At 71.2% G+C, this 17,363-nt stretch carries 18 protein-coding genes; 16 read left to right on the top strand and 2 right to left on the bottom strand.

Annotation, left to right across the window (positions count from 1 at the left end; all coding sequences use genetic code 11):
- Positions 1–199 precede the first annotated feature (199 nt).
- The 8 genes from nirD to BI335_RS09140 all read left to right on the top strand — a co-directional run bounded on the left by nirD (position 200) and on the right by BI335_RS09140 (position 9,077).
- Entirely contained in the window at positions 200–574 is a 375-nt protein-coding gene (gene nirD, locus BI335_RS09175) for a nitrite reductase small subunit NirD (RefSeq protein ID WP_094358905.1), read from the top strand.
- Positions 543–1,295, top strand: coding sequence for a sirohydrochlorin chelatase (locus BI335_RS22265; RefSeq protein ID WP_094430478.1), 753 nt, complete (start codon positions 543–545; stop codon positions 1,293–1,295). The genes nirD and BI335_RS22265 overlap by 32 nt, the downstream gene beginning before the upstream one ends.
- Before the next feature lie 108 nt (positions 1,296–1,403).
- Positions 1,404–2,777, top strand: coding sequence for an MFS transporter (locus BI335_RS09165; protein ID WP_172421814.1), 1,374 nt, complete (start codon positions 1,404–1,406; stop codon positions 2,775–2,777).
- A 9-nt stretch (positions 2,778–2,786) separates the two neighbouring features.
- A complete protein-coding gene (locus tag BI335_RS09160; protein WP_094430473.1) occupies positions 2,787–4,883 on the top strand; it encodes a molybdopterin oxidoreductase family protein in 2,097 nt (698 codons plus the stop codon).
- On the top strand, positions 4,865–6,436 hold the full coding sequence (locus tag BI335_RS09155) for an FAD-dependent oxidoreductase (protein WP_094430471.1): 1,572 nt from the start codon (positions 4,865–4,867) through the stop codon (positions 6,434–6,436). The genes BI335_RS09160 and BI335_RS09155 overlap by 19 nt, the downstream gene beginning before the upstream one ends.
- A gap of 39 nt (positions 6,437–6,475) precedes the next feature.
- Positions 6,476–7,618 carry an acetoin utilization protein AcuC gene (locus BI335_RS09150; RefSeq protein WP_094430469.1) on the top strand — a complete coding sequence of 381 codons (1,143 nt, stop codon included), beginning with the start codon at positions 6,476–6,478 and terminating at the stop codon, positions 7,616–7,618.
- A gap of 125 nt (positions 7,619–7,743) precedes the next feature.
- Positions 7,744–7,971, top strand: coding sequence for a helix-turn-helix domain-containing protein (locus BI335_RS09145; protein WP_094358893.1), 228 nt, complete (start codon positions 7,744–7,746; stop codon positions 7,969–7,971).
- 191 nt (positions 7,972–8,162) lie between these two features.
- A complete protein-coding gene (locus tag BI335_RS09140; protein ID WP_094358891.1) occupies positions 8,163–9,077 on the top strand; it encodes a type IV toxin-antitoxin system AbiEi family antitoxin domain-containing protein in 915 nt (304 codons plus the stop codon).
- Between the two features lie 85 nt (positions 9,078–9,162).
- On the opposite strand, the gene BI335_RS09135 is transcribed toward BI335_RS09140, so the two are convergent.
- The gene (locus BI335_RS09135) at positions 9,163–10,131 is read right to left on the bottom strand and encodes an EamA family transporter (protein WP_094430467.1); all 969 of its coding nucleotides are present in this window, start codon (positions 10,129–10,131) and stop codon (positions 9,163–9,165) included.
- Between the two features lie 93 nt (positions 10,132–10,224).
- Here BI335_RS09135 and BI335_RS09130 point away from each other — a divergent pair, with 93 nt between their 5' ends.
- The 5 genes from BI335_RS09130 (at position 10,225) to BI335_RS09110 (ending at position 13,727) form a co-directional block, all read left to right on the top strand.
- The gene (locus BI335_RS09130) at positions 10,225–10,761 is read left to right on the top strand and encodes a CGNR zinc finger domain-containing protein (protein WP_094430464.1); all 537 of its coding nucleotides are present in this window, start codon (positions 10,225–10,227) and stop codon (positions 10,759–10,761) included.
- Positions 10,762–10,869: 108 nt separating this feature from the next.
- Complete coding sequence (locus BI335_RS09125; protein ID WP_042842924.1) at positions 10,870–10,971, top strand: 30S ribosomal protein bS22; 102 nt, start codon at positions 10,870–10,872, stop codon at positions 10,969–10,971.
- 12 nt (positions 10,972–10,983) lie between these two features.
- The gene (locus tag BI335_RS09120; protein WP_094430462.1) at positions 10,984–12,006 is read left to right on the top strand and encodes an NAD-dependent epimerase/dehydratase family protein; all 1,023 of its coding nucleotides are present in this window, start codon (positions 10,984–10,986) and stop codon (positions 12,004–12,006) included.
- Positions 12,003–13,025, top strand: a complete 1,023-nt coding sequence (locus tag BI335_RS09115) for a lysophospholipid acyltransferase family protein (RefSeq protein WP_094430460.1) — start codon at positions 12,003–12,005, stop codon at positions 13,023–13,025. The genes BI335_RS09120 and BI335_RS09115 overlap by 4 nt, the downstream gene beginning before the upstream one ends.
- Positions 13,026–13,307: 282 nt before the next feature.
- The gene (locus tag BI335_RS09110) at positions 13,308–13,727 is read left to right on the top strand and encodes a CAP domain-containing protein (protein WP_229119519.1); all 420 of its coding nucleotides are present in this window, start codon (positions 13,308–13,310) and stop codon (positions 13,725–13,727) included.
- Here the strand turns inward: BI335_RS09110 and BI335_RS09105 are convergent.
- Positions 13,724–14,503, bottom strand: coding sequence for an HAD family hydrolase (locus tag BI335_RS09105; RefSeq protein ID WP_094430456.1), 780 nt, complete (start codon positions 14,501–14,503; stop codon positions 13,724–13,726). The two genes, BI335_RS09110 and BI335_RS09105, sit on opposite strands and share 4 nt — an antisense overlap.
- Positions 14,504–14,564: 61 nt before the next feature.
- On the opposite strand from BI335_RS09105, the gene BI335_RS09100 reads away from it, so the two are divergent.
- The 3 genes from BI335_RS09100 (at position 14,565) to BI335_RS09090 (ending at position 17,340) form a co-directional block, all read left to right on the top strand.
- Complete coding sequence (locus tag BI335_RS09100; RefSeq protein ID WP_094430454.1) at positions 14,565–16,073, top strand: class I adenylate-forming enzyme family protein; 1,509 nt, start codon at positions 14,565–14,567, stop codon at positions 16,071–16,073.
- On the top strand, positions 16,070–16,321 hold the full coding sequence (locus BI335_RS09095) for a glutaredoxin family protein (RefSeq protein ID WP_094405079.1): 252 nt from the start codon (positions 16,070–16,072) through the stop codon (positions 16,319–16,321). The genes BI335_RS09100 and BI335_RS09095 overlap by 4 nt, the downstream gene beginning before the upstream one ends.
- A gap of 278 nt (positions 16,322–16,599) precedes the next feature.
- Positions 16,600–17,340, top strand: coding sequence for a redox-sensing transcriptional repressor Rex (locus BI335_RS09090; RefSeq protein WP_094430452.1), 741 nt, complete (start codon positions 16,600–16,602; stop codon positions 17,338–17,340).
- The last annotated feature ends 23 nt before the right edge of the window (positions 17,341–17,363 follow it).

Raw genomic sequence — 17,363 nt, 5'->3', positions numbered from 1 at the left:
TTTGAGGAAAGTTTCTGGATTCATCTCGACACGGTCGCTGCGCGACCTACTCGATGAGCGTGGGGGCTCGCTGCGCGACCTGCTCGATGGACGTGGGGGTGGGACCTCGCGGGGGTGGGGTGCGGGTTGTGAGGTGGGTGTTACCGAGGTGTCACGCGGGGGCGTACCGGCGTAACGGGCGGCTTCTAGGGTCGAGCCCATGACCGAGCTGATTGAACGCGATACCGCGACCAGGACCCGTTGGCTGCGCATCTGCCGCCTGGATGATCTGGAGACCGGCTGGGGCGAGGCGGCCCTGGTCGACGGTGACCAGATCGCCCTCTTCCGGCTCGCCGGCGACGAGCTCTATGCCGTGCAGCACAGTGATCCGGTGAGCGGGGCCTGCGTGATGGCACGCGGCATCACCGGCTCCCGAACCGTCGAGGGGCAGCAGCGACGGACGCTGGCATCCCCGCTGCACAAGGAGATCTACGACCTCGCCGACGGACGCTGCTACAGCGACGAGTCGCTGCGGCTGCGCACCTACCCGGTACGCTGCATCGATGACTGGCTGGAGATCGGCGCCGCGGCCTGAGCCCGTTCTCGCCTGCGCGCACGGCACCCGCTCGGTCGCCGGCCGTTCGGCGATCGGGCACCTGGTCGCCGGCCTGCGCGACCAGCTCGCCGATTCCGGTACGCCGGTCCGCGCGGCCTTCGTCGACGTCCAGCCGCCCACCATCGACCAGGCGATGGCCCACGCCCTCGGGCCCCGGACCGCTGAGGGCGTACGCATCCTGCCGCTGCTGCTGAGCGCCGGCTACCACGTCGGCCATGACCTCGCTGCCGCAGCCGCCGACCACCCCGGGGCAGTGCTCGCCCCGGCCCTGGGTCCCGACCCGGTGATCGCCGACCTGCTCGTCCACCGGCTCGCCGAAGCCCTCACCGCCGCCGGCACCACGCTGCACCCCGACGATGCCGTCACCGTGGTCTCCGCCGGCTCCAGCGACGCCCGCGCCCGCGCCGACTGCGAGGTCACCACCGCACTGGTCGCCGAGCGCCTCGAACATCGGGTCGCCACCACTTGGCTGTCGGCCGCCGACCCCCGGCTGGGCGACTGGGTCACCGCCCAGCGCAGCACCGGTCGGCGTACCGTCGTGCTCACCCACCTGCTCGCCCCCGGCTTCTTCGCCGACCTGGCCCGGCGCAGTGCCCCGGATCTGATCACCGACCCTCTCTGCCGCCCCCGCGGAGCCACCGATCCGGGGCTCATCGCCCTCGCCGCCAGGCGCCTCTCCGACCCGGTGATCCCGGCGTGAGGATCGTGTAACGCGGGCGTCGCAGGACGACGGATTGCCGAAACACGCGGCTCCTAGCCTGCTGCGCAATCGGCCGCAATCCGCGGTCCACGAGGACGGAGAGCCCCCGTGTCGATCATCGGCGAGAACACCCGCACAGCCAGTCCGATCACCGAGCAACCGGGCCGCTGGCTGCATGGCTACGACCCCGAGGATTCCCTGCAGTGGCAGGAAACCGGGCGTACCATCGCCCGCCGCAACCTGAACTGGTCGATCTTCTGCGAGTTCCTCGGATTCGTGGTCTGGCAGCTCTGGGCGGCCACCGTGACCTTCCTGCCGCGGGTCGGATTCCAGCTCACCGACGGCCAGCTGTTCTGGCTGATCTCGATGCCGGCGCTGGTCGGGGCGACGCTGCGAATCCCTTACACCTTTGCGGTCGCGCGCTTCGGCGGCCGGAACTGGACCGTCTGCTCGGCCCTGTTGCTGCTGGTCCCGGTCGTCGGCCTGGCCCTGGTCGCCGGCAATCCGCAGACGCCGTTCTGGGTGCTGCTGCTGGTCGCCGCGACGGCCGGCTTCGGCGGCGGCAATTTCGCCTCCTCGATGGCGAACATCACCTATTTCTATCCAGCGAAGGAAAAGGGCTGGGCCCTCGGCCTGAACGCCGCCGGCGGCAACCTCGGTGCCGCGGTCGCCCAGCTGGTCGTCCCGCTCGCGGTCACCATCGGTGCCGGTGCCACCCTGCGGTTGCCGCTCGCCGGCTGGGTCTGGGTGCCGCTGATCCTGATCGCCGCCTGGGGCGCCCGCCGGCACATGCACAATCTGGCCAGCGCCCGCGGTGACCTGGCCGGGGCGCTGGCCTCGATGCGGGAACCACACTTCTGGGTGATGGCGGTCCTCTACATCGGCACCTTCGGCTCCTTCATCGGCTTCTCCGGGGTGTTCCCGAAACTGATCGCCGACACCTTCCCCGCCTTCTCGACCTTCAAGGTCGGCGCGGCCGCACTGTCGCTGTCCTTCCTCGGCCCGCTGGTCGGTTCACTGTCCCGGCCGTGGGGCGGCCGGCTCGCCGACCGGGTCGGCGGTGCCCGGGTCACGGTGCTCGCCTTCGCGGCCATGGCGATCCTCGCCCTCGGGGTCGTCGTCACCCTGCCGATGCGCAACTTCTGGGTCTTCCTGTTCCTCTTCCTCGGCCTGTTCGTCGCCTCCGGTGTCGGCAACGGATCCACCTATCGGATGATCCCCAGCATCTATCGGGTCCGCGCAATCGACAGCACAGCAGGAATCTCCACCGAGCGCCGGGCCGCGGCCGCCCTCGGTCTGATCTCGGCGGTCGGTGCCTACGGTGGCTTCTTCGTGCCGCAGGTGCTGTCGCTGTCGAAGAGCAGCACCCAGGCCTACGACTCGGCCTTCTATGGTTTCGTCGCCTGCTACGTGATCGCCATGGCACTGACCGCCGTCTGCTACCTGCGTCCGGGCTCGGCGATGGCCCGCGCCCGCGTCTGAGGTGGGCAGATGACCGATACCCACTGTCCCTACTGTGCACTCCAGTGTGCGATGACGCTCACCCCCGCACCGGCGGGGGTGAGCGTGGACGGCCGCGACTTCCCGACCAACGGCGGCGGCCTGTGCCGCAAGGGGTGGACGGCCGGGGAACTGCTGAACCGTACCGACCGGATCACCCAGCCCCTGCTCCGTGGCCCGGACGGGGAGCTGCGACCGGTGACCTGGCAGCAGGCGTACGAGCGCTGGATCACCGCACTGATCGCGACCCGCGCCGCCCACGGCCCGGATGCCAACGGGGTCTTCGGCGGTGCCTCGCTGACCAACGAAAAGGCCTACCAGCTTGGAAAATTCGTACGCCTGGCGCTCGGCTCCAGCCGGGTCGACTACAACGGCCGGTTCTGCATGAGCTCCGCGGCGACCGCAGCGAACCGGTCCCTGGGCCTGGACCGCGGCCTGCCCTTCCCGGTCACCGATCTCGCCGACGCGCACACCGTGCTGCTGCTCGGTTCCAACGTCGCCGAGACGATGCCGCCGTTCGTCCGGCACCTGGCCGGCGCCCGCGCCGCCGGTGGCCTGATCGTGGTGGATCCGCGCCGCAGCGCCACCGCCGAGCTGACCGCCGACGGTGCCGGGATGCATCTGCAGCCCCGCCCCGGCACCGATCAGGCCCTGCTGCTCGGGCTGGCGCACATCGTGCTCGCCGACGGGCTGGCCGACACCGCCTATCTGGCCGAGCGCACCACCGGCCTGGCGGCGCTGCGGCGTACCCTCAACGCCTGGTGGCCGGAGCGGGTCGAGCAGGTCACCGGCGTACCGGCCACCCAGCTGCGCCGCGCCGCCCACCGGCTGGCCGAGGGGCCGCGCGGGACCTACCTGCTCACCGGGCGCGGCGTCGAACAGCACACCGACGGCACCGACACCGTGACCGCCGCCATCAACCTGGCACTGCTGCTCGGTCTGCCCGGTGGCCGGCGCTCCGGCTGGGGCACGCTGACCGGGCAGGGCAACGGGCAGGGTGCCCGCGAGCACGGGCTGAAGGCGGATCAGCTGCCCGGCTATCGCAGCATCGCCGACCCGGCGGACCGGGCCGCGGTCGCCGCCGTCTGGGGTGTCGACCCGGAGAGCATCCCAGGCCCGGGGTTGCCCGCGGTGCAGCTGCTGCGTGAGCTCGGCCGCCCCGGCGGGGTGCGCTGCCTGTGGATCAACGGTGCCAATCCGGTCGTGTCCGCACCCGACGCCGGTGCCGTCGCGGCGGCCCTGGATCGGCTGGATTTCCTTGTGGTGAGCGATTTCTTCGTCTCCGAGACAGCGCGCCACGCCGACCTGGTGCTGCCCGCCACCCAGTGGGCGGAGGAGGAGGGCACGATGACCAATCTGGAGGGCCGGGTGCTGCGCCGTCGCCGCGCGATCGACCCGCCGGCCGGGGTGGTCAGTGAGCTGACGATCCTCACCGAGCTCGCGACCCGGCTCGCTGCACCCGGCCACTGGTCGGACGATCCGGCGGAGGTCTTCGACGAGCTGGCCCGCGCCTCCGAGGGCGGGCGGGCCGACTATTCCGGGCTGAGCCATCACCGCCTCGACGAGCCCCGGGCCCACCACTGGCCCTGCCCGGCCGGCAGCGGTGCCGACACCCCACGCCCGTTCACCGAGCGCTTCGCCCATCCCGACGGCCGCGCCCGGTTGCTGCCGACCCGACCGCCGGCCGGCCCCGGCGCCCTGCTCACCCTCACCACCGGCCGGCTGCTGGAGCACTACCAGTCCGGCACCCAGACCCGCCGCGTCGCCTCGCTGGCGGCCGCCCGGCCGCACGCCACCGTGCAGGTGCATCCGGACACCGCGGCCCGATTCGGGCTGGCCGACGGTGAACCCGCGCGGTTGACGAGCGCGGCGGGCGCGTCGCAGGTCCGGGTCGAGCTGAGCGCCGCGATCCGCCCCGACACGGTGTTCTGGCCGTTCCACTTCGCCGACGAACAGGCGGTCAACCGACTCGTCACCGCACGGACCGATCCGGTCTCCGGGATGCCGGAGTTCAAGGCCACCCCGGTCCTGCTGTCGGCCGTCGGATCCCTGCCCAGCAAGGAGAACGCATGCGCAAGCACACCCTGACCGCCGGCGATCACGTGCTGGTCATCGGCTTCGGTCCGGTGGCGGTACGCCTGGTCGAGGAGCTGCTGCCGCTGGTCGAGACGGGCCGGTTGCGGGTCACCGTGCTCGGCGAGGAGGAGCGGCCGGGTTACAACCGGGTGCTGGTGGGGGAGTACGGCGTCGGCTGGCTCGATGCCGAGGGCCTGGAACTGGTCGATCTCGACGACTGGCGCCGCCGCGGCGTACGCGTCGAACTGGGCACCCGGGTGGACTGGCTGGATCGCGCGGCGCGGCAGGCCCACGCCCACCGCGGTGCCGAGGAGCTGGTCGTCGGCTACGACCTGGTCGTGCTCGCCGTCGGCGCCCGGCCCAACATTCCCAACCTGCGCGGGCTCAATCCCGATCCCGCCGCGCTCATCCCACTGCCGACCGGGGTCACCGCGCTGCGCACCGTCGCCGACGCCGACCGGATGCGCGCCTGCGTCACCGAGGGTGGCCGGGTGGTGGTGCTCGGCGGTGGCGTACTCGGGCTGGAGGTCGCGCTGGCCGCGCGGGAGGCCGGCTGCCCGGTGTCGGTGGTGCATGCCGCGCCGTGGCTGCTGACCCGTTCCTGCGATCGGGTCGGCGGCGCGATGCTGGATCGGGCGGTCGCCGACCGGGGCCTGCGGGTGATCCCCGACGCGGTGGCCCGCGAGGTGCTGCTCGATGAGCAGCGGGCCTTCCGCGGGCTGCGGCTGGCCGACGGTCAGGTCATCACCGGGGACCTGCTGGTGCTGTCCTGCGGGGTACGCGTCAACACCCGGATCGCCGAGGGAGCGGGGCTGACCACCGAGGCGGGGATCGTGGTCAACCACGAGCTGGAGGCGGACCCGCAGGCCCGGGTGTTCGCGATCGGCGACTGCGCCGAGGTCCGGTGCACCGACCCGGTCTGCACCGTCTGCCCGGCCCGCCGGGGTCGTGGACCGGCCGGCCTGATCGCGCCCGGTTGGCAGCAGGCCGAGTGGCTGGCGGCCCGCTGGCGGGCCGAACTCGACACCGCCAGCGGGCCGGTCGAGCCGATGCCGACCGAGGAGCCGGTGGTGGTCCGATTGAAGGCGCGCGGGCTGGAACTGGTCGCGGCCGGGGAGACCGCCGGCGAACCGTGGGAGCACGATCCCGACCCCGCCGCGCCGCGGGTCGCGCACTGGGTCGACGGGGTCGGCGGCCGGTTCCTGAAACTGGTGGTCCGCGAGGATCGGCTGGCGGGCTTCGTCGCCCTCGGACTCCCGCGGGCCGCCGCCGAACTGGCGGTGCTGCAGCGTACCGGGGCCGAACCGCCGACCGATCCGTCACTGCTGCTGCGTCTCGACGCCCCCGCCGGCGGGGGCGCGGGAACCGGATCCGCCCGGGCGGACGATCCACTGTGCCGGTGCGCCGGGGTGTCCGAGGCCGCGGTGGTCGACGCGATCGACGCCGGTGCCGACTCGGTCGCCGCGGTACGCCGGGAGACCCGGGCAGGATCGGGTTGCGGTGGCTGCGGGGACCGGGTCCGGGCGCTGCTGCTCGACTGTGAATCTGCCCGGGCCGTCCCGTAGTCTCGCCCCGGACACAGGAGCGGGTGAGAGGCGGCGAGCATGCGAGCACGACTGGTGCACTCCGACGAACTCTCCCGTTACGACTTCGGCACCGGTCATCCGATGGGCCCCGGCCGGGTCCGGCTGGCCGTCGAACTCGCCCGCCAACTCGGCGTACTCGATCAGCTCGAGGTCATCGAACCGCCGGCCAGCGATGACGACCTGGTCCGGTTGGTGCACACCGAGGACTACATCGAGGCGGTCAAGGCCGACCGGGTGAACACCAAGTACGGCATCGGCACCGCCGACAACCCGCTGGTGGTCGGGATGCACGAGATCGCCGCCCGCGTCTGCGCCGGGACCGTCGAGGCGGCCCGACAGGTGTGGACCGGGCAGGCGCTGCGCGCGGCGAACCTCTCCGGCGGGCTGCACCATGCGATGCCGTCGGCGACCAGCGGTTTCTGCGTCTACAACGACTGCGCGGTCGCGATCCGCTGGCTGCAGCAACAGGGCGCGCAGCGGATCCTCTACCTCGATGTGGACGCCCACCACGGCGACGGGGTGCAGTCGATCATGTACAACGACCCGGATGTGCTCACGATCAGCCTGCACGAGTCGCCGATCCACCTGTTCCCCGGTACCGGTTTCGCCTCCGAGACCGGCGGCAAGGACGCCCCGGGCAGCGCGGTCAACGTGGCGCTGCCGCCGGGGATCGACGACGCCGGCTGGCTGCGGGCCTTCGAGGCGGTCGTCCCACCGCTGGTCGAGGAATTCCAGCCGGACATTCTGATCAGCCAGCACGGATGCGATTCGCATCGGCTGGATCCGCTGACCGACCTGTCGCTCTCGGTCGAGGGGCAGCGGCGGTCGTACGAACTGATCGCCGAGCTGGCCGATCGGTACGCCGGTGGGCGTTGGGTGGCCACCGGCGGTGGCGGGTACGCCCTGGACTCGGTGGTACCGCGGGCCTGGGCGCACCTGCTGGCGATCCTCGCCGGGCAGCCGATCGACCCAACCACCCCGACCCCGCAGGCCTGGTGCGACCTGGTCGGTGAGACCGCGCCGTCGACCATGGGCGACGGGGCCGATCCGAGCTTCGAGTCGATCAGCCAGGGCTACAACCCGTCCTCCCGGGTGGATCAGGCGATCATCGCGACCCGGCGGGCGGTCTTCCCCGAGTTCGGGCTCGACCCCGACTACTGAACCGCGGGTGGAGGGTTCCGCCGAACACTTTTCAGCGGCCCCTTTTACCACTACTGTCACGTGCAGCACGTGCAACACGCCGGAGGGAAAGCCGGCGGTTTCGTCACGTGCGAGAGGTGCGCACCATGAACGATTCCAAGGACCGGCCCAACCTGACGGCCGTCGGTGGGCTGTCCGAGGTCAAGTTCCTGACCGTGGCCGAGGTGGCCGCGATCATGCGGGTCTCCAAGATGTCGGTCTATCGGCTGATCCACGGTGGCGACCTCGAGGCCGTCCGCTTCGGACGCAGCTTCCGGGTACCCGAGAAGGCCGTCAACGACTACCTCAAGGGCTCCTACTTCGACGCCGGCTGAGCGAGCCGGCTGACCGATCCGCCCGCCCGCGAGACACCAGAAACTGTAGCGAGGCCCCTGCTGCAACGGGGGTCTGGGGACAGTAATTGGTGTCTCCCCGGAGGACCTGCTTCGAGGCGGATCCGCGAGTTGTCCACAGGTTGACGGTCCGGGCCTACTCGGTGCCCGCGGCTTCCTGCTGGGCTGGGTTCATGCAGATCGTCACGACCGCGGAGCTCCTGGCCGAGGGGCTCCGGCATCCCGACATCCGGCACCTGGTCGACATCGGTGAACTTCACCGGGTACGCCGCGGCGCCTACCTCCGCGGGCCGGACCAGCGCCTCGTCGCCGAACAACAACACCGTGCGTTGATCCAGGCCGTGGCGGCCGCCCATCCCGACGCCGTCCTCAGTCATGTCTCCGCCGCGGTCCTGCACGACCTGCCGGTGCCGTTGCGCAGCCTGGCTCGGGTGCACCTGACCAAGCAGGGCCGCAATACCGGCAGCAAGCGGCTCGATCGCAGCTATCTGCATCGGGTCACGCAGGAGATCCCGACGGTCGTGGTCGAAGAGCTGGTGGTGACCGATCTGCCGACCACGGTGCTGGACCTCATCCGGGCGCTGCAGCCCGCAGACGCGGTGGCGGTCGCGGACCGGGCACTCGCTCTGGGCCTCGACCGCGCGGAGCTGCTTGAGCGGATCGGGCGAGAGCGCGGCCGGCGGGGCAATGCGAACGCCCGCCGGGTGCTGCTGTTCGCCGACCGGTTGGCAGAGAGCGCGGGGGAGTCCTGGACGCGCTGGGCGTTCCACTGCGCCGGCCTGCCCGCGCCGAAGTTGCAGGTCGAGTTCTTCGACCACCGCGGCGTGCCGGTGGCCCGGGTGGATTTCGACTGGCCGGAGTGGGGTGTCTGCGCCGAGTTCGACGGCGAGATCAAGTACGGCCGGTTGCTGCGCCCCGGTCAGGGCGTGGCCGATGTGATCCGGGCCGAGAAGTCGCGCGAGGAGGAACTGCGCCGGGCCAGCGGCCGGTGGCTGGTGCGGGTGATCGCCCGCGAACTCGACGACCTCGCCGAGCTGCGGCGTACCATCCTTGACGCCGCCGGCCATGCCGCCCGCCGAGCCGGCTGACCGAACCCCGCGAGACACCAGAAGCTGTGGCGAGACCCCTGCTGCAACTGGGGTCTGGCGACAGCTCCGGGTGTCTCGCCGCCCGCTATTCCACGAGCTGGGGCGAACCGGCGCGTAGCTCGTCCCACTTCACCAGCGTGATGCCGAGCAGGATCACCGCGCCGCCGACGAGCTGACCGACGCCCGGGCGTTCGCCGACCAGCAACCAGGCCAGCAGGCAGGCGAAGAGCAGCTCCAGCAGGCCGACGAAGGAGGCGACCCGCGGGCCCAGCCGGGTGCTCGCGGCGATCCCGGTGGCGTACGAGACCGAACCGGAGATCAGCGCGATGCCGAGCAGGGGCACCCACCAGCCCATCGAGGTCCCGCCGAGGACGACCTGGCCCGGGACGACGGTCAGCGGCAGTACCCCGATCAGCCCGAAGACCAGCAGGATCACCGCCCCGATGCCGAGCCCGCCGGTGGCCAGCACGATCGGCGGCAGGTCGGCGCTGCTGCGCGATCCCACCACGAAATAGGTCGCCGAGCCGAGTGCGGCCAGCAGGCCGAAGACGATCCCGAGCGCATCCAGGCGTACCCCGCCGAACACGTTCAGCACCAGCGCCAGCCCGAGCATCGCGATCACGGTGCCCGTCAGCGTCATCGGACCCGGCCGGCGCCGGGTGATCAGCCAGGCGCCGAGCACGATCAGCACCGGCGAGGAGTACTCCAGCATCAGCGCCACCGAGACCGACAGTCGCTGCACCGCCATGAAATAGAAGAGCTGGCAGCCCGCGGCGCCGAGTGCGCCGTAGGCCAGCAGCAGCGGCCAGGCGTTGAGGGTACGCCGCCAGCGGCCGGCCAGCGCCCGCAGCGCGAGCGGCAGCAGGGCCAGGGTGGCCAGCGTCAGGCGGAGCAGCACCACCGCGCCGGGGGACCAGCCGATCAGCAGCAGCGACTGGCCGAACGGGCCCGCCATGCTGAATGCGGCGGCCGAGATCAGGGCCAGGGTCAGCCCGCCACCGGCGCGGGTCGCCACGGCGGCGCGCTCATCGAGCACGGGCTGCGAAACGGTCATCGGGACGGCACCTCCCCCGGTGAGTGCGGTAATGTAATGGGTCAATCAGTGGTTCACCGATGACACTAGGTCCCCGCCGGGTAAGGAGTCAAGATGCTTTTTGATCCTGACGTCGAGCTCTCCCTGCAGGCCGTCGCCGCGCTGATCAACACCGCCAACGAACCGGACACCCTGACCACGGTCGGCGAGCTCGACGCCTTCGTCGAGCGCTGGCAGTACTCGGGTTCGCGGGCCGCCACCGAGGCGGACCTGGAGCAGGTACGCCGGGTGCGCGGCAAGCTGGCGGCCCTGTGGACCACCGACGAGGCCGAGGCGGTCGAGCGCACCAACGAGGTGCTGCGCCGGCACCGGGCGCTGCCGCAGCTCGCCCGCCACGACGGCTTCGGCTGGCATATTCACGCGATCCCGACGGATGCCCCGCTCGCCGATCGGTTCGCGGTCGAACTGGCGATGGCGCTGGTCGACGTGATCCGCCTCGGCGAGCTGTCCCGGCTGCAGCACTGCGCCGCCGAGGACTGCGAGAACGTGCTCGTGGACCTCTCCCGCAACCGGTCCCGGCGATTCTGCGACGCCGGCTGTGGCAACAAGGCCAATGTCGCGGCCTACCGGGCCCGGCAGCGCTCCGGGTGAGCGATCGCTCGAGGTGAGCGGGTGCGGCATTGTGCGGTAGAGTGCGGTACTTGTCCGGCGGACCCGCCGGGCCAGTCCATACTTTGTTCAGTTCGAGAGGCACCACCTGTGGGTTCGGTCATCAAGAAGCGTCGCAAGCGCATGGCGAAGAAGAAGCACCGCAAGCTGCTGAAGCGGACGCGAATCCAGCGTCGCCGCGCCGGCAAGTAGTCGCTTCCGCCGATGTCGCGGGTCGTCCTGGTCACCGGGGTGTCGCGCGACCTGGGTGCTCGATTCGCCCGGGCGCTGGCCGCCTCCGGTGACCGTGAGGTGATCGGGCTGGACGCCACGGCGCCCACCCATGAGCTCGGTCGGGCCCGCTACGTGCGCGCCGACCTGCGCAGCCCCGTGCTGACCAGGGTCGTGCTCGACCGGCAGGTCGACACCGTCGTGCATCTCGGTCTCGCCGACTCCGAGCGCAGCCGGGCCTCGGCCAAAGAGGCCAACGTCATCGGCACCATGCAGCTGCTCGCCGGTTGCCAGAAGGCGCCGTCGTTCAAGAAGTTCGTGCTGCTCAGCAGCGGCGGCGTCTACGGTTCCGGGCCGATCGACCCGGCCCGCTTCACCGAGGCGATGGCCGGTCGGCATCCCGCCCGCACCGGCTTCCCGCGCGACGCGCTGGAGGTGGAGAGCTACCTCGGCGGTTTCGGGGTACGCCGGCCCGACGTCGTGCGCACCGTGATCCGCCCCGCGCCGCTGATCGGCGGCGGCGTACGCACCCAGCTCACCAGGTGGCTGTCGCTGCCGGTGGTGCCGCGCCCGCTCGGCTACGACGCCCGGCTGCAGTTCCTGCACCCGGCGGATGCGGTCGCCGCGCTCGAGGCGGTCACCCGGCACGACGTGCCCGGCACCTTCAACGTCGGCGCCGACGACGTGCTCACCCTCTCCCAGATCCTCGGCATCCTCGGCCGGCCCGGAATCGGCGTACCGATCGAGGCCTCCGAACTCGTCAGCGGACTGGGCCGGCGTACCCGGCTCGTCAGCTTCAGCTCCAGCGACCTGCGCACCCTCACCTGGGGCCGGGTGCTCGACACCACCGCCTTCGTCGAGGCCACCGAGGTACGCCCGCACTACACCTCCCGGCGTGCCGTCGAGGAGTTCGCCGCCCTGTCCACCCCCGGCACGCTCGCCGAAGGCCCGGTGGATCAGGCACTTGATGTCGTCGGGCGACTGCTGACCCGCGGCCGGATCGGGGGAGCCGGATGAGCGCCGAGGGGACCGAGCACGACGAGGGCGAGGATTTCGAGGGGCAGCGCCCCGATCTGATCGCCGAACTGGCCGAGGGCCTGCTCTCGCTGCGGGAGCGGTTCGCCGAGGTGCCGGTGGAGCAGTGGCGGGAGGCCGCCGCGGACCCGCTGGCCACCCTGTTCACGCTGGGTCAGCGGCTCGGCGTCGACTGGCAGGAGTCGGTGGAGGAGCTGATCGCCTTCGCCCATGACCGGCTCACCGGCGACTACGCGGTGGACCAGTTCGGCTACGACCCGGAGTTCACCGAGCGCGTCTACCAGCCGTTGATCATGTTCCTGGCCCGGCGCTGGTTCCGGGTCGAGGTACGCGGGGTGGAGAACATTCCCGCCGACGGCCCGGCGCTGCTGGTCTCCAACCACGCCGGCGCGATGCCGATCGACGCCCTGGTGCTGCAGGGCGTGGTCCGCGACGAGACCGGCCGGCAGCCGCGGATGCTGGGTGCGGACCTGGTCTTCAAGACCCCGTTCATGCACGACTTCGCCCGGCGTACCGGCTCCACCGTCGCCTGCCCCGAGGACGCCGCCCGGCTGCTGGAATCCGGCGAACTCGTCTCGGTCTTCCCCGAGGGTTTCAAGGGGCTCGGCAAGCTGTACGCCGACCGGTACCGGCTGCAGCGCTTCGGCCGCGGCGGCTTCGTCTCCACCGCGATCCGCGCCGAGACGCCGATCGTGCCGGTCTCCATCGTCGGCTCGGAGGAGATCTTCCCGCTGATCTCGACCGCGCCCGCGATCGCCAAGGCCTTCGGTTTCCCGTACTTCCCGGTCACCCCGCTGTTCCCGTGGCTCGGCGTGCTCGGCATGATCCCGCTGCCCTCGAAGTGGATCATCGACTTCGGCGAGGCGATCACCACCGACGAACTCCCGCGCGGCGCCGCCGACGACCCGATGACGGTCTTCCACGTCACCGACCAGGTCCGGATCACCATCCAGAACCGGTTGTACCGGCTGCTCGAGGACCGCGGGAACGCGTTCTTCTGATTTCCTAGTCGGCTCGCGCCCGCTCGCCCAATCCCCGCTCTTCATCGCAGTCGTCGAAATCCTCGCGCTGACTGGGTTTTCGGTCGGGTCGGTGACGCGGGATTTCTCCTTGGTGCTCTTCCAGAGCGGGGGCTCGCTTGCCGACGCTCGCCGACGGTCGCCGACTACCTACTTTCGTCTCTGGCGATTTCTCCAGGCGTTGATTACCGTGCGGCCATGAACCGATCACGAAAGAGTTTGGTGTCCGCCGCGATCGCGTCAGCCGTCCTCGGGGTCGCGTCAATGAGCGCGCCGGTCGCCTCCGCAGCCGTCCAGGAGATGAACCCGCAGGAGCAGGAGGTGCTGCGCCTGGTGAACGTCGAACGTGCCAAGGCGGGCTGCGGTCCCGTCACCGAGAACCCCGCGCTCGCCAGCAGCGCCCGCGCGCACAGCACCGACATGGCCCAGAACAACTACTTCAGCCACACGAGTCAGGACGGCCGCAGCCCGTTCGACCGGATGCGGGACGCCGGCTACACCGGGAACCGGATGGCGGAGAACATCGCGGCCGGTCAACCGACCCCGGTCGCCGTCATGGAGTCCTGGATGAACAGCGCGGGGCATCGGGCGAACATCCTGAACTGCGCCTACACCGACCTCGGCGTGGGGTACGCGACCGGTGGGCAGTACGGCACCTACTGGACGCAGAACTTCGGGGGCTAGGAACCAACCCGGCGTACCAGGTCGACCGCCAGCCCGCCGACGATCGCGCCGCCGACGGCGGCACCGACGATCGTCCGGCGCCGGCCCGGGGTACGGAAGTCGTGCACCGGCCACCCCTCGGCGCGGGCGTGCCGGAGCAGGTCCGCGTCCGGGTTCACCACATGCGGGTCGCCGACCAGGCTGAGCATCGGCAGGTCGTTGAAGGAGTCGGAGTACGCCGCGCAGCGGTCCAGGTCATATCCGTGCTCGGCCACCAGGGTGTGCAGCGCATCCGCCTTCGCCGGGCCGTGCATCATCGGGCCCTCCAGCCGACCGGTGTAGACCCCGTCGACGGCCTCGGCCCGGGTGCCGATCGCCCCACTCATCCCGAGGTGCCGGGCGGCCACCTCCGCGATCTCGATGGGTGCCGCGGTGACCAGCCAGACCGGCCGCCCGGCCTCCAGATGGTTCGCCGCCAGGGCCTGCGCCTGCGGCCAGATCCGCTCCGCGATCGATTCGTGGAAGACCTGCTCGGCGTCGTGCGTCAGCTCGTCCACCGAGCGGCCCTTGATCACCGCCAGCACGGTCTCCCGGGCCTCCACGATGTGCCCGTCGTGCTCCGCCCCGGTGGCCCGGAAGATCGCCTCCAGCCACAGCGCGCGCAGGATGATCCCCAGCTTGAAGTACTTCCGGGCGTACAACCCCTTGCCCAGTTGGATCAACGAGGTCCCGCGGACCATCGTGTTGTCGAGATCGAAGAACGCTGCTGCCGTGGGCCCGGATACCGACTGGGTCATGCAGACACCCTAGGCGACCCCGCGACCTGCGGCGGCCCGGCGCCGTGCCAGACTCGGGCGCATGGCAGAGCCCCCGTCACCGCAGACCCTGTCGGAGCTGGTACGGCGACACGCGGCCGAGCGCCCCGACGAGGTCGCGCTCGTCGAGATCGGCGCCGACGGCGCGCGCCGGCAGGTCAGCTGGGCCGAACTCGAACAGCTCGTCGCCGACTCGGCGGCCGGCCTGGACGCGCTCGGCGCCTGGGGCGGTCGCCGGGTGCTGATCACCGCCAGCCACACGATCGACTTCGTCGCCGCCTGGTTCGGGGCGCTGCGGTCGGGCTGCATCGCGGTGCCGATCAACCCGCAACTGCCGCTGGCCGAGTGGCGCCGGGCCGCCGCGCACAGCGACGCCGCCCTGGCCCTGCTCGACCCGCCACCCGGCGTACCCGAACTCACCGAGGCCGACCTGCCCGGCGTACGGCTGGCCCGGCTGGCCGATTTCCGGCAGCACGCGGCCGGCGCCCAACCGCCGCCGCTGGCCGATCCGGAGCACATCGCCGCCATCATCTACACCGCCGGCACCTCGGCCGATCCGAAGGGTGCGATGCTCAGCCACCGGGCGCTGCTCGCGCACTGCGAGCACAACGCCGCCCAGGGGGCCACCGGGCCGGAATCGGTGGTGCTCTCGGCACTCCCGCTGTTCCACGTCTACGGGTTGAACGCGGTCCTCGGCGCCGCGATCTTCACCGGCGCGCGCACCGTGCTGGTCGACGGACTGCCCGACGACCTGGTGCAGATCCTCGACGCCGAGCGGATCAGCGTGCTGCCGCTCACCCCCTCGGCGCTCTACCGGTTGAGCCAGGCCCAGGGGCTGACCGCGGCCGCCGGCTGGCTGAAACTGGTCACCAGCGGCGCCGCACCGCTGCCCGCCGTGCTCGCCGACCACTGGCAGCAGCTCACCGGGATCCGCCTGGACCAGGGCTACGGACTCACCGAGGCCGCCCCCGGGGTGGCCAACACGATCGGTGTCGAACCGCGCGGCCCGGGCCACGTCGGGCGGGCCATGCCCGGGGTGGAACTGCGGATCGGTGACCCGGCCGAACCCGCCGGGGCCGGCCCCGAGGAACCGGGGGAGATCTTCATCCGCGGCGCGAACCTGTTCTCCGGTTATTGGCCCGAGGGCGCCGACGCCCCGGACGCCGACGGCTGGTTCGGTACCGGGGATGTCGGCTATCTCGACGGTGAGGACCTGTTCCTGGTCGACCGGGCCCGCGATCTGGTCATCGTCTCCGGCTTCAACGTCTTCCCGGTCGAGGTCGAGGAGGTGCTGACCGAACACCCGTCGGTCACCGACGCCGCCGTGATCGGCCAGCCCGACGAGCGCACCGGGGAACGGGTCGTCGCCTTCCTGGTCGGCGAGCGGATCAGCACCGCCGACGTGCTCGCCTACGCCGCCGAACGGCTGGCCCGCTACAAGCTGCCGACCGAGGTGCTGGTGCTGAAGAAGCTGCCGCGCTCGACCACCGGGAAGATCCGCAAGGGCCAACTGCGCGATCTGCTCGATGCCACCGAGGAGGAGGAACGATGACCCAGCCCCGGGTCCGGGTCCTGGTCCGCCAGGGCTGCCATCTCTGCGACGACGCACTCGCGATCGTCACCGAGGTCTGCGCCGAGACCGGTACCGGCTGGGAGACCGTCGACATCGACGGCGACCCGCAGCTGCGGGAGTCCTACACCGACCAGGTGCCGGTCACCTTCGTCGACGGCCGCCAGCACGACTTCTGGCGCGTCGACCCGGTACGCCTCAGAGCGGCCCTGGCCGGTGACGCCAGCTGAACCCATCTCACCGCTCATCGAGTAGCTCGCGCCGCGAGTCCCCCCGCTCATCGAGTAGCTCGCGCAGCGAGTCCCCCCGCTCATCGAGTAGCTCGCGCAGCGAGCGTGTCGAGATGAGGGGAGTTCATCTCGACACGCAACCCCGGCTCCGCTTCGCTGCGCCGGGGTTGCTACTCGATGAACGTTCGGTGCCCTTGTGCACATCTTCACAAGGTGGGTTAGGCTGCCGGTGAGAGTCCGGGCCGTTGGGTGAGCCCGGTGGCAGGGCAGGGGACGCGGTGTCCAACCGGCGGGACAAGGCAGGCGCGGCACAGCCGCCGGATGCGCCACGCCACCGCAACGGGATCCCCGAGGCGACCGTCTCCCGACTCGCCACCTACCTGGGCGTACTGAACAGCCTCGCCGCCGCCGGGGTGGCCACCATCTCCTCCGGCGAACTGGCCGCCGCGGCCGGGGTGAACTCCGCCCAGCTGCGCAAGGACCTCTCCCACCTCGGCAGCTACGGCATCCGCGGCGTCGGCTACGACGTCGCCTATCTGCGCTTCCAGCTGGACCAGAACATCGGCTCCGCCGAACACTGGCCGGTGATCATCGTCGGGGTCGGCAACCTCGGCCGGGCGCTGGTCAACCACGCCGGGTTCTCCTCCCGCGGCTTCAAGGTGAGCGCCCTCTTCGACGTCGAACCGCGCCTGGTCGGTACCCGGGTGGAGGGCCTGACGATCCACCACCTGGACGACCTGTCCGCCGTCGTCGACGACCCCTCGGTGACCATCGGGGTGGTCACCACACCGGGGGAGAGCGCCCAGCCGGTCGCCGACACCCTGGTCGGTGCGGGCATCAAGTGCCTGCTCAACTTCGCCGCGATCAACCTGGCGGTCCCCGCCGATGTCACCGTCCGCAAGGTCGACCTGGGCAGCGAGCTGCAGATTCTGGCGTACCATCGACAGTTGTCGCTGGCCGATGAGATCTCCGCCGAGGAGATGGTCACCGGCGGATTCGGCGACCGAACCGACGTGTGAGCGCGACCCTGTAGGAAGTGGAT

The organism is Enemella evansiae (genome assembly GCF_002250705.1).
Lineage (GTDB): Bacteria > Actinomycetota > Actinomycetes > Propionibacteriales > Propionibacteriaceae > Enemella > Enemella evansiae.
The sequence above is the reverse complement of the archived record's forward strand: the minus strand, read 5'-3'. Positions and strand labels throughout refer to the sequence as shown.

Bases quoted from the DNA above. Each gene is read 5' to 3' on its own strand.
- BI335_RS09105 (WP_094430456.1), bottom strand. From the start codon at position 14,503: ATGACCCAGTCGGTATCCGGGCCCACGGCAGCAGCGTTCTTCGATCTC.
- nirD (WP_094358905.1), top strand. From the start codon at position 200: ATGACCGAGCTGATTGAACGCGATACCGCGACCAGGACCCGTTGGCTG.
- BI335_RS09140 (WP_094358891.1), top strand. From the start codon at position 8,163: ATGCAGATCGTCACGACCGCGGAGCTCCTGGCCGAGGGGCTCCGGCAT.
- BI335_RS09115 (WP_094430460.1), top strand. From the start codon at position 12,003: ATGAGCGCCGAGGGGACCGAGCACGACGAGGGCGAGGATTTCGAGGGG.
- BI335_RS09120 (WP_094430462.1), top strand. From the start codon at position 10,984: ATGTCGCGGGTCGTCCTGGTCACCGGGGTGTCGCGCGACCTGGGTGCT.
- BI335_RS09160 (WP_094430473.1), top strand. From the start codon at position 2,787: ATGACCGATACCCACTGTCCCTACTGTGCACTCCAGTGTGCGATGACG.
- BI335_RS09155 (WP_094430471.1), top strand. From the start codon at position 4,865: ATGCGCAAGCACACCCTGACCGCCGGCGATCACGTGCTGGTCATCGGC.
- BI335_RS09145 (WP_094358893.1), top strand. From the start codon at position 7,744: ATGAACGATTCCAAGGACCGGCCCAACCTGACGGCCGTCGGTGGGCTG.
- BI335_RS09150 (WP_094430469.1), top strand. From the start codon at position 6,476: ATGCGAGCACGACTGGTGCACTCCGACGAACTCTCCCGTTACGACTTC.
- BI335_RS09130 (WP_094430464.1), top strand. From the start codon at position 10,225: ATGCTTTTTGATCCTGACGTCGAGCTCTCCCTGCAGGCCGTCGCCGCG.
- BI335_RS09095 (WP_094405079.1), top strand. From the start codon at position 16,070: ATGACCCAGCCCCGGGTCCGGGTCCTGGTCCGCCAGGGCTGCCATCTC.
- BI335_RS09100 (WP_094430454.1), top strand. From the start codon at position 14,565: ATGGCAGAGCCCCCGTCACCGCAGACCCTGTCGGAGCTGGTACGGCGA.
- BI335_RS22265 (WP_094430478.1), top strand. From the start codon at position 543: ATGACTGGCTGGAGATCGGCGCCGCGGCCTGAGCCCGTTCTCGCCTGC.
- BI335_RS09135 (WP_094430467.1), bottom strand. From the start codon at position 10,131: ATGACCGTTTCGCAGCCCGTGCTCGATGAGCGCGCCGCCGTGGCGACC.
- BI335_RS09110 (WP_229119519.1), top strand. From the start codon at position 13,308: ATGAGCGCGCCGGTCGCCTCCGCAGCCGTCCAGGAGATGAACCCGCAG.